The organism is Turicibacter bilis (assembly GCF_024499055.1).
Lineage (GTDB): Bacteria > Bacillota_I > Bacilli_A > MOL361 > Turicibacteraceae > Turicibacter > Turicibacter bilis.
This window is the reverse complement of the sequence record NZ_CP071249.1, coordinates 1,274,325-1,289,844: the sequence shown is the minus strand read 5'-3', so window position 1 is coordinate 1,289,844 and position 15,520 is coordinate 1,274,325. Positions and strand designations below refer to the sequence as shown.

The following is a 15,520-nucleotide window of genomic DNA, read 5'->3' as shown; positions in this document are numbered from 1 at the left end:
CAAAGAGCAAGAGTTTTAAATAAAGTTCTTGTTTCTTTTTCAGAAAATAAGATAGGAATTACAGTACGTAATAAAACAGGAGAGATTTATTTATGTGTGGTATTGTTGGATATATTGGTGGGCAAGATGTTAAAGATATTTTATTAAATGGATTAGAAAAATTAGAGTACCGTGGATATGATTCAGCAGGGATCGCTGTTGTGAATGAAGCAGGAGTTCATATTTTTAAGGATAAAGGGCGTATTGCTCACTTACGTACTGTTGTTGATGAATCTGTTTTATCAACAGTAGGAATTGGACATACACGTAGGGCAACTCATGGAGCACCAAATCAACGTAACTCACACCCTCATCAATCAAGTACAGGTCGTTTTACGATTGTTCACAATGGGGTTATTGAAAATGAGTTAGAATTACGCCAAGAATTCTTGCCAAATTACAACTTCATTTCAGATACAGATACAGAAGTTATTGCAGCATTAATTGAGCACTTTGTGTTATGTTAGACTCAGTAATTTTCGATAGAAAATTTTACTGAGTCTATAGTCTATATAAATTAATAACGTTTTTTTGTTTACAATTTGATATAGAATCACAGTGTTAGTTTGTTTCTTAAAACAGAAAAAGAAGATGTGGAATTAGCGATTCGTCATGTGATGAGTTTATTACACGGTTCTTATGCATTGGGAGTTATTGATGCTAATAATCCTGAAGTGCTATATGCAGCTAAAAATAAATCACCCATGTTAATTGGTTTAGGTGACGGGTTCAATATGATTGGATCTGATGCGATGGCCATGTTACAATGTACCAATCAATTCGTTGAAATCGAAGATGAAGAGTTCATTAAGTTAACACGTGAAGGGGTAACGATCTATAACTTATTAGGAGTGACAGTTAAACGTGATCCATTCACAGCTGAGTTAGATGCTTCTGATATCGAAAAGGGAACATATCCTCACTACATGTTAAAAGAAATTGATGAGCAACCTTACGTGATTCGTCGTATCGTGGAGCAATACTTCGTGTATATTGCAAGTGAAAAGTTAACTTAATTGAAATTTAATTTTTAACTTTCATGATTTTCTAAGAATTTTTTTGATTGTTGTAGACGATAGCTTGTTCCATTCATGTTAATCACATAAGATTGATGGGTAATGCGATCAACCATGGCCGCTGTGATAATCGGATCATGGAAGATTTCATTCCATCTTGAAAAGGGCAAGTTAGTCGTAAACATTGTTGATGCTTTTTCACATCGAGTAGAGATAAAGTTAAAGAGCAGCTCTGCGCCTTCTTTATCAAACGAGATATAACCAAGCTCATCTAAAATAACGAGATGATATTTATCAAACTTCTTTTTTAAACGTTGTAGGACACGTTCATTTTTTGCTTCTTTTAACTCAATAATTAAAGTCGGAACATGCGCAAAATACACATGATATCCAGCTTGACAGGCTTTAATTCCAAGTCCAATGACCGTATGACTTTTACCAGTTCCAGGGTTACCTGCTAGTATGACATTTTGTTTCTTTTCAATAAATTCTAAGCTTTTTAATGTTTGATAATGTTTTTGAGCCTCTAATGGTAAAGCAGCGACCTCTAATTCCTCTAAATGTTTTAGATATGGAAATTTAGCAGCTCTTATACGCGTATTAACCCCATTCTGTTGTCTAAGTTCAACCTCATATTGAAAAAGATTCAGTAAGAACTCTTCATAGGATTGATTTTCTAACCGAGCTTGTTCTAAATGAAAAGACAAATTTTGATGAATATAAGGTAAGCGTAAATGTTTGGTGTAAGTTTTAATTAATTGATCCATGAGTTTTCTCCTTGACTATACATTGAACTAATTTCAGATAATTGATGATAACAAGCTTGTTCAATAGGGGCTTCAATTAAATCTTTGGTATTGAACTGACTAGGGTTTAAATTCAATAAGTAATTGATGATGTGATGATTTTGAATCGGTAACCCTTGTCGTTTTAAAGATTCAATCGCAAACTGAACCGTTTCAAGAGAGTTCTGCTCAATTATTGTTAATAGATAGATAAAGTCTCGTGGATTTGTGTTATAATAAGTTTGGAATATGTTTTGAAGCCAGGGAGTAGCTTGTTTGAGAGCCAAGCTATGCGCAATTGCCCCGGGCTTCTTTTTTAATGTCGCTAAATAGTGATGAATATCTATATGATATTGGTGACGTCCGATTAATCGGTTAGCCTTAAATAAAAATCGATCATCGAAATAAACTTTAATCTGGTTAATGTTTTTACGGACAGTCACCTCTTTTCCTACTAAGTAATCCGGAACAGAATAAAAATTGGAATCGACATGAATAAAACTATATTTATTCACTTTATAGGTAGAGGTTAAATAAGTATCCAAGGGTAACCTATATGGAAGTAAATTCTTCTGTTCTTGTGCAAATACAGTTTCTGCAGATTGGTTCGTTCGTTGTTTTATTTTTTGATTTTCACGGTGAGTTGCTTCTAAAAGTGCAGTAACAGCATCTGCAATTGTTTTGAAATGGTGAGACTTACTATAAGCTTTTCGTCGAATTAATTCAACAGAACGCTCCACATGACCTTTTTCATGACCACTGTAAGGATTGGTGTATCGGGGAATATAACCGTAATAATTCATTAATTTTTTAACCACCTCAGTGGGTTGTTTTTCTCTACCAGCTAGATGTTTCACTTGAACACGTGCATTGTCATAGACGATTTCAGTCGGAACCCCTTTGATTTCTTCAAAGAAGCGAGTGTGAATATCAAGAAAAGCTTCCGTATTTTCATGTGAATAAAGGTAAGCAAATCTCTTATCACTATATTTTAAGTCAAACACTCCAATTTTAAATCGTCGCTCAGCACCCAATTCCTCAATATAAAGAGTAACATCTCCCCAATCAAATTCAGCCACTTGTCCAGGCTCATAAACTTGCCTAATAAATGCCTCTTTTGAACGTTGGGCTTGTTTAGAAACATAAGCACAAACTGAACGATAGCTAATATCAATATTTTTCGAAATCAGCCATTCATAAATATCTGTATTTTTCATGATGAGTTTCCGTTTCCCCTGTTGAATCTTTTGTTTATTTTCTTCTAAGCAAGAATCAATCATTGACTCAACATCAGGTGTTAATTTAATACGTTGACGTTTACTACTATCGTACTTAGGCTTAGCAGATGAACGGATAATAATCTGTTCTTTTTCTTCAGCGGTCGTAGCTAATTCTAATTCTTGTTGATCCTTCTCATATTGCTTAATATATTTACTAACCGTTTGTCGAGTCATTCCTATCTCTTTAGCAATGTCGGTATAAGATAGACCTTTTAGATATAAACGAATCATTTTTTCTTTCTTCTCCAAAGTTAGCACTCCTATCTCCTCCATATCTCTAGTTGATATGGATAATTTTACAAAAGAGATGTTAACTTTTCAAATGCATCCCTGTTAATTATTAGAATACTATAAACACTTCGAAGATGGGGACATTAAAATTGATCAAGAAATCGTGAAGGCCGTGAAGGAAGCGGATCGTTTATATATCATTGCAGCAGGAACGAGTATGCATGCTGGATTCGTTGGAAAGCAAATGTTTGAACAATTAGCTGGAATTCCAACTGAAGTTCACATTTCATCAGAGTTCGTTTATAATACACCAGTGATTAGTAAAAAACCATTATTCATCTTCATTTCTCAATCAGGAGAAACCGCAGATAGCCGTGCCGTATTAGTTAAAATTAAACAATTAGGATATCCATCATTAACGATTACAAACGTACCAGGTTTAACGTTATCTCGTGAAGCGGATCACACGTTATTATTATATGCAGGACCTGAGATTGCAGTAGCTTCAACAAAAGCTTACACAGCTCAAGTTGCGGTTCAAGCCGTTTTAGCAGCTAAAGTGGCTGGAAAAACAGATTTAGATTTATCTCGTGAATTAGCGATCGTTGCTAATGTGATGGAAAGTATTACAGACCATAAAGAGCAATACGATGCCATTGCGAAAGATTATTTAACACAACGTAACTGTTTCTATATCGGGCGCCATGTGGATTACTATGTGGCCTTAGAAGCGGCGTTAAAATTAAAAGAAATTTCTTATATTCAAACAGAAGGATTCGCAGCTGGTGAGTTAAAGCATGGAACGATTGCCTTAATTGAAAAAGGAACACCAGTGATTGCGATTGTTTCTCAAGAATCAGTGAATTTAAATACACGTTCAAATGTAAAAGAAGTTAAAGCGCGTGGAGCTAATACTGTGATTATTTCATTACGTTCATTAAGTTCTGAAACGGATCAAATTGTGATTGATGATGTTCATCCATTATTAACACCATTAGTAACAGTAGTTCCAACTCAATTAATTTCTTACTATGCAGCGTTACATCGTGGATTCGATATCGATAAACCACGTAACTTAGCGAAGTCAGTGACGGTGGAATAGTAGAATTAGATAGATTAAAAGGATAGAGGATAAAGATATGGGAAAATATTTTGGAACAGATGGAGTTCGTGGTGTTGCCAATACAGAGTTAACACCTGAATTCACTTTAAAGTTAGGACGTATTTTAGGGTATCAATTAAAAAGTTTATGTGAACGTCCGAAAGTATTGATTGGGCGAGATACTCGTATTTCAGGTGAAATGTTAGAGTCGGCCTTAATGGCTGGTCTGATTTCATCAGGAGTTGATGTGTTAAAACTTGGTGTCATTACAACACCGGGAGTGGCTTATTTAACGAAAAACTTAGATGTTCAAGCTGGAATCATGATTTCTGCCTCACATAACCCTGTGCAAGATAACGGAATCAAAATCTTTAGTCATAATGGGTATAAATTAAGTGATGCCCAGGAAGAAGAAATTGAAGCTTTACTGGATGTGATGGATGAATTACCACGCCCAGTTGGAGGCGAAATCGGTCGTGTCGAAGACTATCATCTAGGTGCTAAAGAATACGTTGAACATTTAGAAACGACGATTTCTAACAAATTAACAGGATTAAAAGTTGTCTTAGATTGTGCCAATGGGGCAATAGCTATTCTACACGAACAAAGAGAGTGTCTAGAATAACTTAGTGCCTTTCGGTGCAAGTTCCACATTAGCTCCTCAGCTATTTAAAGACTTAGGCGCAGAAGTCGTTAGTATTTATCATCAACCAGATGGAGTTAATATTAATGAATCATGTGGATCAACTCATCCAGAAATGTTAGCTACGGAAGTTGTGAAGCAGGAAGCGCATTTAGGATTTCATAGCTGTTCTGCCTTTACTGTATGAAGGCTAGAACAACTTGATGCCCTTGTGGTGCGCTTTTGATGGCGATGCTGACCGTTTAATTGCGGTTGATCATACAGGAGCCATCATCGATGGAGATTACATCATGTTCATTGTCGGGCGTTACTTAAATGAAAAAGGGTTATTGAATCATGGAACAGTTGTTTCAACCGTGATGAGTAACTTAGGATTTCATAGCTATTCTACTTTCGTTTTATGAAAGCTAGAATAACTTGATACCCTTGCGGTGCTACAATGCTGTTGAAGCGCATGGATTACAGAGTGTTCAAACAAAAGTTGGAGACCGTTATGTGTTATGTTAGTCGCCGTAATTTTTGTGGAACGAAAATTTTACTGCGACTATAGTTGGTTTAGTTAACAGAAGAGATAGTGTTTATTTCTGATGAAGATTATATAAAAATCCAAACATTATTTAAAACAGAAGAAATGTTAGGTAATGGCTATCATAGTTGTTCTATTTTCACTAGATGAAAATTAGAACAACTTGACACCCATGTGGTGTAACTTTGGTGGAGAACAATCAGGACACTTAATCTTCTTATGTTAGTATCCGTCATTTTTGGAACAAAAATGTTACGGATTCTATAGTTAGTCTTCATTTAAAAGGAATGAAGTGTTTAATCATGATGTGTAGAATGTAAAATATTGATCTACTCATAACAGATCATGGAACAACAGGAGATGGAATGTTAAGTGCCGTGCAATTAGCAAACATCGTGGTTGAAAAAGGGCAATCATTAGCTGAGCTTGCAAAAGAAATGCCGAAGTACCCTCAATTACTGAAAAACTTACGTGTAGAAGATAAAATGGCCATGATGACGAATGTTAAGATTTTAGAAGAAATCGTAAACATTGAAGCCGAAATGAACGGTAAAGGTCGAGTCTTAGTTCGTCCATCTGGAACAGAACCACTCGTTCGTGTCATGGTCGAAGCACAAACAGAAAAATTATGTGAAAGCTACGTGAGTCGTTTATTAGAAGTCGTTGAAAAAGAGTTAGCTTAGTTGAGTGGATATTAAGGAGCAGACCACTTTTAGGTGTTTTGCTTTTTAAGTTTCTCTGATTGACAGATTGTAATAGTACGTGCTTATGGATAAGATTTTTACTCTCTCTAAGTTTTTAGATTATTCAATTCTGTCAACTTTTCACGTGTACAGATGGTGTTAAAGGTTAACAGATAATATAAAGGTGTCTATATCGATCATTAATTTTAGGCTATGTTATAGCTTAAAGTTTGTGGTCGATTTTTTATGTCAGAAAATAGATAGAAAAAAGAATTTTATATCGACCTGTCTCTTTGAATAGGTTACAATTAAGTAGATACTTAAAGAATAGCTAACGATTATGAAAGGTTGATTATTTATTTCTTAATTAGGATAATTTAATCGAAGTATTATTGAATATAGAAATGTAATAAATTCCAATAATATATTTGCTGATATATTTAGAATCGAAATGATATGTTAGAAATAGTTTGAAATGGAAAGTTGGAGAGTTTGATGAAAGTAAAGAGTCTTAAGATAAAGAATTTTAGATGTTTTGAAGAGTTAAAAATAGATTTTAATGAGGATTATACTGTTTTAGTTGGCGTAAATGGAGCTGGAAAAAGCTCTATTTTAGAAGCTATTTCTATAGGGTTAGGAAGTTATATTGCAGAATTTAGTAATATTTCTGGGAATAGTATTCATAATGAAGATGCTCACTATAAGTATTATGAAGTTGGAAGCAGAATTGATCCCCAACAACAGTTTCCTGTTTCAATTGAAATGGGAGCAAATATTGATGGAGATAACGTTTTCTGGGTTAGAAGTTTAAATAGACAAGGTGGAAATACGACGGTTAGCGGAACAAAGCAAATAAAAAATTATGCTTTGCAACTTAATGAAGAATTAATGCATGGAAATCAAAATATTATTTTACCAATTGTCTCTTATTACGGAACCGCACGGTTATGGATGCAAAAAAAACAAAAAAAAAATAAAGATACAGCTATAAGGTTAGCAAGACAGAATGGGTATATAGATTGTTTATCTGCAGCTGCTAATGAAAAACTAATGTTAAAATGGTTTGAGGAAATGACCTATCTTCAATTACAAGAAGGAAGTAAGATAGCGGAATTAGAAGCGGTAAAAGACGCTTTGAAAAGATGTTATCAAAGTATTGGCCTAGATTTAGAAGATGTTGAATTTAGGTTTAATGTGAAGACAAAGGATTTAGAAATTTATATGGAGAGAAAGGACGGAAGTAGAGAGATTCTTCCCACTCGTTTGTTGAGTGACGGGATTAAAGGTATACTTGGAGTCGTAGCTGATATTGCTTATCGTATGGCACTATTAAATCCTCAACTTTTAGAGAAGGTGAATGAAACCCCAGGAATTATTTTAATTGATGAAATTGATATGCACTTACATCCTGCATGGCAAAAAAAAATTATTCATGATTTGAGAGAAATCTTCCCTAATGTACAATTTTTATTTACCACTCATTCCCCAAGTGTTTTAAGTCATGTACCTAGAGAGAATATTCTCATGTTGAATAATCATCAAGTTTATCCCCCTATGAATAAAACATATGGAAGGGATGTAGATTCGATTTTAAGAGAAATTATGCTTGTAGAAAGTAGGCCAAAAGAGATATTAGATAAATTGAAATCTTTTTCTGATTATATTGAAGAATCAAAACTAGAGGATGCACGAAAAATACTGAATGAGTTAGAAGATATTCTTGGAAGTAATGATGAAGAAGTCATAAGTTCGAAGATTACGTTAGAATTAGAGGAGATGTAGGGGAGAAATGATTGAGATAAAAAAGGGGCCTGTTCCTGCATTCTTAAAAAAATATAGAAAAGAATCTATTTTTGAAGAATTATCGACTGCAGATAAGGATTCATTAAGGACTGAGTTGTTAAAAGAGCAGGGCTATATCTGTGCTTATTGTATGAAGCGTATTAATGATTATAAAGATACTAAGATTGAACATTATCAACCTAGAAATAGTACTAATCAATTACAATACTCTAATTTAATGATTGTTTGTAGAGGAAATGAAGGATCTCCTAGTCATTTAGCGACATGTGATACGAAAAAACAAAACGCTACCCTGTACTTGAACCCTCAAAATAGTACGCATATTGAAACTATTAGTTATACTCCTCAAGGAATTATTAAATCTAGTGATTCTAGAATTGATAACGATTTAAATGTACACTTGAATTTAAATTGTTATCACGGATATTTAGTTACTAATAGAAAAGCGGTACTAGATGAATTTAAGAAACATTTATACCATGAAGGAAAAGGAGGAAAAGATACTATACCTTACTTATTAAAATCTAAGGACAAGTTTGAAAAATTAAATCAGGAAGGCAAATACACAGAGTATGTAGGAATTATTTTACATTACATCAATAAAAAATTAAAAAGTAAAGGAATTTCTTAATCCTGAATTATTTATTTGAAAAGCTACAAAATCTGGATTTTATTAGAAATCCAGACATACTGGTAGGGGTTTTGCCATGGGCTAAAACAGTCCAAGAACTTTGTCAGTAACAATATAAAATAATAGCTACCAACACTGTATTTATAGTTTTCAGAATTGGTAGCTATTTTTATATCCGTGCTATTATTACATGCTTACGTCGATTATTAGAAGTCGTTGAAAAAGAGATGAAATAAGTCGAGAGCCACCCCGAATGGGTGGCTTTTAAGGTGAGATTAAATTAGTTGTAAAGCCATCTTATAAGAAAGTGACTAACATGAATCTGCTTACATCATAAGTGGGAAGTAGCGTTAGATAAGGATAGTATTTTCGATATTATAAACTATAAATTTATGAATTTTTTAGAAAGTTTGTTCGCTTCACAACATCATCTATAAGATGTGTGTTATAATAATTTCTATGTAGTAAATATAATTTTTATAGGGGTTTTTGAATGAGCTATTTAATCAATGATTTACGAAATACTCTAAAAAATAAATACAATAAAAATCAGTCTACCTCTGTTTCGATAGAAGCATTGCATGAAATACAAAATGTATTTGCTCATACGAATATAATGCTCAGTCAAGGTAATTTAGAACGAACTGTAAATTATGCTCATATTCATGATCTTTGGATACAAAATGAATATAAGCAGTTAAATAATAATTATTATAATTATAGCCGTGGAGATATTATTTCTTTAGTAGATTTAGGAACTTGTAATATTGGAACTGAAATACGTTACCCTCATCCTTGTGTTGTCTTATATGACAATAACGAAGATTGGGTTATTGTAGCTCCTATTACGGCTGCAACAAAAGACAAGTCGACGGGAAAGCCTATTATACATGAATTTGAAGTGTTTGCTCAAAAATCGAACACTACTACTAAAAAGAAAAATCTTTATCTATTTAAGAAGGATTCTGTAATACAGGTGGACCAAATAACTCGCGTAAGTAAATATCGCATACTTAATAAAAAACGATTCAAATTGCGAGAAAATCTCTTAAATGAGATTGATAATATTATTTTAAAAAAGTATATTCCTAAAAAGGATGAGTTACTTGAAAAATTAAAAGATGTGATTTCTAATCAGAAATCTATTATTGCTCAAAAAGAGAAAGAAATTACAGATTTACAAAATACTATCACTAATCAAGAACAACTGATTAAACAAATAAACCTAGAACTTGCAAATTTAAAAAGAGAACTTAAAAAGTAATAATTAGTGATTGACACAACTTGAGAGAAATAATATAATTTAATCAAGATAGATTTTGTACCATCTTGATACAAATCAGTAATGAAGATAGGCTATGTCTAGACATACGCCAGTAAAGTAAGAGCACATACTCACAAGGTATGTGTTTTTTGTTCTAATTTTAAAGGTATTTGAATAAGCTAGAATTAATCGGAGAAAATAAAAATAGAACCACACCAATGTTTATTATTTGCATATAATACTAATAAGATTGGTCTAGCACCAGTAGGTTCTAAGCTACATACTCACAAGGTATGTAGTTTTTGTATTTGACAATTCATAATTTTTAAATAACTTTTCAGATAATAGGTTTAAGTTATTTCTATGTGATATCTGGATAAAATATGAAAAAATTAGATTCTATATATAGATTATAAAAGATTTTTTGAGAGATAATGATCTAATTAGAATAGAACTATAGGTAATCAGGAGGAGAGTATTTATGGCAGGGAAATGTTGTGATTGTGAGTTTTGTTTTCCAGATCAAAAATTTGGATTTGTATGTGCCGGAGCTCACTCTGGAGAGAATTTATCTTCGTCTTTAGATGAGGTGAAAGATTGCTACTCTGAAGGACTTAAAGCATTTATTGAAAAATGTAAAGCTAATGAAATTATTTATGAAGTAGGAACGAAGTTAGAAGACATTAAAATTGATGGGAGACGAAAAATTAGATTAATTGATCAGGAAAATAAAATAGTCGAAATAAAAGCATCATATGCAAAAGAGTTATTTGAGGGAATTGAAGTGGAAAAACGAATTTTTGATGGTGAGTATGTCGTTCGTGCCATTTTTGATAATAAAATTTTTAATGGGAAAAAGCTGTTAAAAATTATTTAGTAACATGTTATTTATAAAAGAAATATTGTTAAAGATATAAATTGTTGAAACTGAATAAGAGATAAAATAATATGAAAGCCAATCCGTTCGGACTGGCTTTTAAAATGAGATTTAATTAGTTGCAAATTCTCCTAATAAAATATTAAGAGCTAGTTTGCTGCTTATTTAAATTCCAGTGTAAATTTAATTTGAGGTAGATTCTCCTGATTTGGAACGGTAAATTCTTGTTGATGAGGGTCAATTAATATTTTACTTTCACGGTTTATTTTGATTGCTTCTCTTTCGAGAGATGTCCTAATTCTGATTTTAACACCATTTGTAAATGTATTGAGTTGTTCTTCTCGTTCGGATAGAGTGTTGTTTCGAGCAATTAAATGTGCTTTGAATACAGTAGGAGCTTCTAATTCGATTTCCTTTTTCAAGTCTTCAGCTGGTTCATAGTATTTCGTTATAAATTTTTCAATGTAATCTTTATAGGGATCTTCAATTTGATAGACAGAATCGACTTCAAATAAATCTTTTAGAGTCTTCACCAGAAATGGCGCTTGACAATTTCTTTCTATTGAAACTATTCATTCAATTCTTAAAATTGGCTATTCTCCGTGTAATTTAAACATCATTTTAAATGAGAAAATATTTTTAAAAAATCAAGAACCAATTTTGGTGATGAGCCATCTTTTAATTGTAATAATACGTCATTCCATAGTTTTTGTTGTAAGTTGTTCATTTTTTGTCTGTAATCTGGATTATGATAACCTTTCCTAGGTAATGTCATAATTTTATGATAGAAGTTTTTCCTTTTAAATGTTGTATTTAATTGATTGATGAGTTCAGGATGAATATAGTAGATAGTGGCCTTAAAAGTTGGTGTATCCATAAAATCCTCCTCGTATCTTTACATTAGTACAGTTTATGTCAGAGGTGATAGGGATATGAATAATTTTGTAGATTATGTTGTAAAATTGGGTTTTCCTAGTTGGCTCAGAACGGTATCCTTCAAATATGTTGTAATAGATATAGAGTTAGCTACAATGCTTTTGTGGTTCATATCTAAGAAAATATTGAGTAAAGATATTCGAGAATTAATTTTTATGGATATTTAATCTTCGATTTTGAAGTTTTTTCTCAAAAATGGAGTTTAAAATGATGATTAATAGGGTATAATAGACGGAGATAAGTGGAGGAGAGGTGCTAGAATTCATGTTGATTCAATTTAAGTGTGCGAATTATCGTTCGATAAAAGAAGCGATTGTTTTTTCGATGCTAGCAACAAAAGATGAAACACATTCAAAGTATTTATTGGGTGATTCAAAATTAAGGATAAATCCAGTTTGTGCGATATATGGGGCAAATGGGGCAGGTAAAACTAATTTAATTAATGCTATTGATTATTTAAGTCATATTGTTAGTACGAGTGTGAATTTACAATATCAAGATGTTTTACCTTATTATCCGCATAAAATGAGTCAAGAGGGGTTACCTTCTTCATTTGAAATTCAATTTTTAGAAGATGGAGTACGCTATGTTTATGGTGTAAGCTTAACTAATAAAGAGATTATGGACGAGTATCTATACTATTTTCCAAATGGGCGCCAAGCAAAGATCTTTGATCGTGAACATCAGACGTATACATACGGAGCAAATTTTAAAAAAGTCCTGTCTGAAATTGCAGAAAGTAAGATGAAGGAGAATCGTCTCTTTTTATCATCAGCTGCTTCATGGTGTAATATTGAAGAGGTGTTAAAAGTATTTCATTATATTCGTCAAAAGCTAGTTGTCTATCAAGGCTTTCGTAATGATAATTGGTTTGAATATACGTTACAAAATATAGAAAAAGATTCAGAATTCAAAGAAGAATTTCTTCAATTTCTTCAAACATTAGGGATTAATATTCAAGATATTGAAATTAATAATCACTTGATGATGCTATTGAATGAAGATTTACCATCTAACCTGCCAGAGGAATTAAAAAGTTTTTTAAATGGAAAAGAATTTAAAAAATCAGATGTAGTGTTTAAATATCCTCATATGGATATTAGTTTGTCAGAAGAGTCATTAGGAATTAATAAATTATTTGAATTAGGAGGACCTCTCTTAGAGATTTTGAGGAATGGTGAAGTTTTAGTTTTTGATGAACTAGAAACGAGCCTTCATCCGAATTTAGTTGTTCACTTAATTCAATTATTTTTAAATCCAGTTATTAATAAAAAGGGGGCGCAATTGATTTTTACAACCCACGATACGAATTTATTAAATTTAGATTTATTTAGGCGCGATCAGATATGGTTTGTTGAAAAGACTAATAATCAGTTTAGTGATTTTTATTCGTTAGCACAATTAAAAAATGTTAGAAAAGATGAGAATATAGAAAAAGGTTATATTGCAGGCAAGTATGGAAGTATTCCATTTCTTCATAATAATACATTCTTTTTAAAATAGGGAGAGAATAGATGCGTGATTTATCTTTACATCAAACACAGCCAAATCGTGATAAAAAGAAAGTTGTCATTAGAAATGAGCAAGAAAAACACATTCTTAAACAATTTAATAGTAGTATTGAAGTTGTTAGACAAAAAGATGAAATTATTCAATTTCTATCAGCACATGGTCAGTCTACACTAGAGATTCGACAGAGTCAAATTATATTATTAATGAGTGCATTAGATTTATATATTCATGATATTGTAAAGTATTGTATCATACAAAAATTTAATGGGAATCAGACTAAGACAAAACAGTATAAAGAGTTACTAATTCCTATGCAATCAGTTGAGTTAGCCATTCAAAATCCAGAGTCATCAGATTGGTTAGATGAAGTGATTACGAGTATAAATCAGTATAAGAGTTTTACAAGTTATGGAAAAATTAAAAATCAGTTAGAAGCAGTAGGGCTTAAGTCAAAAAAATTTAATGAATTAGTGTTAAAGACAGAATCTGATTTTGGAGTATCTGACCTTATCGAGAAACTTCGTTCGCTTCGGAATCGATTAGCCCATCAAGATCAAGAATCTATTAACTCTTTGGGATCAGAACTAACAGAAGAAAAAATTAATCAGTATATTGGTTTCATTTATCAATTGGTTCAGGATATTCATCAAACTATTATAGAATTAGATTAGAAAGAGAATGATGGGATATAGGTAAGATGATTAGATGGTATCTTTTATACATTAAAGGCAAGATGTTAACTCTGGAAAGGTGTTACTTATAATGAGTGGCGATTTCAAATGATAGGAGGCTAGATATAGTCTCCTATTTAATTAAGTAATCTATTTTAATTCCAACTAATTCCTTTTTAGGGTTACGATTATCAGTGAAATATGGTAATTTAAATGTGAATAGGATGAAAAAGGAGAAGTTATGAAAAGAGTTTGGATTATTTTAGTCGTGGGATGGATATGTTTTATTTTTTATCAAGGGATGCAGGTTGGAGAGGTATCGATGGATAAAAGTGATCGTGTTGTGACTCAAATGATGCGAATGATTGATTGGTGGGAAGAGACGTTTAAAAAGAAAGAGGAGCTTATTTTAGAGAATCTCATCGAAAGAAGTGAGGCTACGCCTTCTTCTCAATTACCCATTCATTCGAAAGTTCAATTGCAAAAAAATCTAAGTTACTTCGTTCGAAAAGCAGCCCATTTCACAGAGTATTTCATGTTAGCTGTCTTACTGTTATTGATGTTCAGATCATTTAACGTGAGCTTATGGAATCAAGGGATTTATTCTTTATTTGTTGTTTTATTGTGTGCGGTATTAGATGAATATTTCCAATCCTTTGTTTTCAGAACGTCGAGTGTTAGTGATGTAGTGCTTGATTTTTGTGGTGGATTGTTTGGTGTGGCTGTGTTACTAGGGGTAAATTTGTGTAATAAGACAAAAACTACCATTTGGTAATAGATTTTGGTTCATTTTTTTGAAAATAGTGGATATAACGTGGTATAATTAGGTAGTTTTTATAATATGATGATTGACAGAGGTGAAAGAGATGAAAAAATTAGCGACAGTCGCTTTAGCGGCAACTTTATTATTTGGCTCATTTAATGTGATCGCTGATGCGAGTGCAGCGGAGTTACGTGATAAGTTAGTGTCTTTAGGAGTTCCTTCAGATAGTGCGAATCAGTTAGTGACGTATCTTCAATCCATTGATTTAACAGATGCACAAAAAGTAGAACTTGAAGGTGTCGTAAAACAAGCGTATGCCTTAATTGATGGACGTACGGATTTAACGAAGTTATCGGATACTGAAAAAAGTCATTTAATGGGGTTAGCGAAACAAGCAGCTTCAAAAGTTGGATTAGTATTAAAGTATGATATTGTGAATGGTGTAGATACAATTACGTTAGTTTCAACGAATGGGCAACAAATTTTAACGTTATCAGCACCAGATATTGCAGATGTTTTACAAAACTTTGATGGAGATATGATTAAAGTCGTTGAAGCGATCATTGAAACAACAGTTGAAACAGTATTAGGAACAAATCCTACAGGTAATGGATCAGTGAATCCAATGCCAGATAGTAGTTTAAATGATACTGGATTTGAATTGCCAGCAGTAATGATGGCAGGGGCAGGACTTGTGGTGTTAGCAGCTGGTTTAATGGTTGTATCACATCGCCATATGCAAGATGAGAGATAAGAAG

At 32.4% G+C, this 15,520-nt stretch carries 19 protein-coding genes; 15 read left to right on the top strand and 4 right to left on the bottom strand.

Annotation, left to right across the window (positions count from 1 at the left end):
• Window positions 1-92 precede the first annotated feature (92 nt).
• On the top strand, window positions 93-506 hold the full coding sequence (locus tag J0J69_RS06305; RefSeq protein ID WP_237252660.1) for a class II glutamine amidotransferase: 414 nt from the start codon (window positions 93-95) through the stop codon (window positions 504-506).
• 99 nt (window positions 507-605) lie between these two features.
• Window positions 606-1,055 (top strand): hypothetical protein, encoded by a 450-nt coding sequence (locus J0J69_RS06300; RefSeq protein ID WP_256637942.1) that lies wholly within the window; start codon window positions 606-608, stop codon window positions 1,053-1,055.
• A 14-nt stretch (window positions 1,056-1,069) separates the two neighbouring features.
• Here the strand turns inward: J0J69_RS06300 and istB are convergent, their stop codons facing one another.
• Entirely contained in the window at window positions 1,070-1,822 is a 753-nt protein-coding gene (gene istB / locus J0J69_RS06295; protein WP_055243484.1) for an IS21-like element helper ATPase IstB, read from the bottom strand.
• Window positions 1,810-3,393, bottom strand: a complete 1,584-nt coding sequence (istA, locus tag J0J69_RS06290) for an IS21 family transposase (RefSeq protein WP_256637852.1) — start codon at window positions 3,391-3,393, stop codon at window positions 1,810-1,812. The genes istB and istA overlap by 13 nt, the downstream gene beginning before the upstream one ends.
• 121 nt (window positions 3,394-3,514) lie before the next feature.
• On the opposite strand from istA, the gene J0J69_RS06285 reads away from it, so the two are divergent.
• From J0J69_RS06285 to J0J69_RS06255, 9 genes are all read left to right on the top strand, one after another.
• Window positions 3,515-4,453 (top strand): isomerizing glutamine--fructose-6-phosphate transaminase, encoded by a 939-nt coding sequence (locus J0J69_RS06285; protein ID WP_256637941.1) that lies wholly within the window; start codon window positions 3,515-3,517, stop codon window positions 4,451-4,453.
• A gap of 37 nt (window positions 4,454-4,490) precedes the next feature.
• On the top strand, window positions 4,491-5,078 hold the full coding sequence (locus J0J69_RS13440) for a phosphohexomutase domain-containing protein (RefSeq protein WP_272875286.1): 588 nt from the start codon (window positions 4,491-4,493) through the stop codon (window positions 5,076-5,078).
• 4 nt (window positions 5,079-5,082) lie between these two features.
• On the top strand, window positions 5,083-5,283 hold the full coding sequence (locus J0J69_RS13435; protein ID WP_272875285.1) for a hypothetical protein: 201 nt from the start codon (window positions 5,083-5,085) through the stop codon (window positions 5,281-5,283).
• A gap of 16 nt (window positions 5,284-5,299) precedes the next feature.
• Window positions 5,300-5,500 (top strand): hypothetical protein, encoded by a 201-nt coding sequence (locus J0J69_RS13430; RefSeq protein WP_272875284.1) that lies wholly within the window; start codon window positions 5,300-5,302, stop codon window positions 5,498-5,500.
• Window positions 5,501-5,945: 445 nt separating this feature from the next.
• On the top strand, window positions 5,946-6,305 hold the full coding sequence (locus J0J69_RS06275; protein ID WP_336511279.1) for a phosphohexomutase domain-containing protein: 360 nt from the start codon (window positions 5,946-5,948) through the stop codon (window positions 6,303-6,305).
• Window positions 6,306-6,800: 495 nt separating this feature from the next.
• Window positions 6,801-8,087, top strand: a complete 1,287-nt coding sequence (locus tag J0J69_RS06270) for an AAA family ATPase (protein WP_212726209.1) — start codon at window positions 6,801-6,803, stop codon at window positions 8,085-8,087.
• 7 nt (window positions 8,088-8,094) lie between these two features.
• On the top strand, window positions 8,095-8,739 hold the full coding sequence (locus J0J69_RS06265; RefSeq protein WP_212726208.1) for an HNH endonuclease: 645 nt from the start codon (window positions 8,095-8,097) through the stop codon (window positions 8,737-8,739).
• Window positions 8,740-9,232: 493 nt separating this feature from the next.
• Window positions 9,233-10,003: a type II toxin-antitoxin system PemK/MazF family toxin gene (locus tag J0J69_RS06260; protein WP_212726207.1), complete on the top strand. Its 771-nt coding sequence runs from the start codon at window positions 9,233-9,235 to the stop codon at window positions 10,001-10,003.
• A 481-nt stretch (window positions 10,004-10,484) separates the two neighbouring features.
• On the top strand, window positions 10,485-10,880 hold the full coding sequence (locus J0J69_RS06255) for a hypothetical protein (RefSeq protein WP_212726206.1): 396 nt from the start codon (window positions 10,485-10,487) through the stop codon (window positions 10,878-10,880).
• Window positions 10,881-11,041: 161 nt separating this feature from the next.
• Here the strand turns inward: J0J69_RS06255 and J0J69_RS06250 are convergent, their stop codons facing one another.
• Both J0J69_RS06250 and J0J69_RS06245 read right to left on the bottom strand, forming a co-directional pair.
• Window positions 11,042-11,413: a hypothetical protein gene (locus J0J69_RS06250; protein WP_055245000.1), complete on the bottom strand. Its 372-nt coding sequence runs from the start codon at window positions 11,411-11,413 to the stop codon at window positions 11,042-11,044.
• Between the two features lie 83 nt (window positions 11,414-11,496).
• Window positions 11,497-11,757, bottom strand: a complete 261-nt coding sequence (locus tag J0J69_RS06245; RefSeq protein ID WP_055244998.1) for a hypothetical protein — start codon at window positions 11,755-11,757, stop codon at window positions 11,497-11,499.
• Window positions 11,758-12,068: 311 nt separating this feature from the next.
• On the opposite strand from J0J69_RS06245, the gene J0J69_RS06240 reads away from it, so the two are divergent.
• The 4 genes from J0J69_RS06240 (at window position 12,069) to J0J69_RS06225 (ending at window position 15,516) form a co-directional block, all read left to right on the top strand.
• Window positions 12,069-13,319 carry an AAA family ATPase gene (locus J0J69_RS06240; protein ID WP_212726205.1) on the top strand — a complete coding sequence of 417 codons (1,251 nt, stop codon included), beginning with the start codon at window positions 12,069-12,071 and terminating at the stop codon, window positions 13,317-13,319.
• 11 nt (window positions 13,320-13,330) lie between these two features.
• Window positions 13,331-13,999 (top strand): HEPN domain-containing protein, encoded by a 669-nt coding sequence (locus J0J69_RS06235; RefSeq protein WP_212724945.1) that lies wholly within the window; start codon window positions 13,331-13,333, stop codon window positions 13,997-13,999.
• A gap of 241 nt (window positions 14,000-14,240) precedes the next feature.
• Window positions 14,241-14,774 carry a VanZ family protein gene (locus J0J69_RS06230; protein ID WP_212726204.1) on the top strand — a complete coding sequence of 178 codons (534 nt, stop codon included), beginning with the start codon at window positions 14,241-14,243 and terminating at the stop codon, window positions 14,772-14,774.
• Window positions 14,775-14,865: 91 nt separating this feature from the next.
• Window positions 14,866-15,516 carry a hypothetical protein gene (locus J0J69_RS06225; protein WP_212726203.1) on the top strand — a complete coding sequence of 217 codons (651 nt, stop codon included), beginning with the start codon at window positions 14,866-14,868 and terminating at the stop codon, window positions 15,514-15,516.
• The last annotated feature ends 4 nt before the right edge of the window (window positions 15,517-15,520 follow it).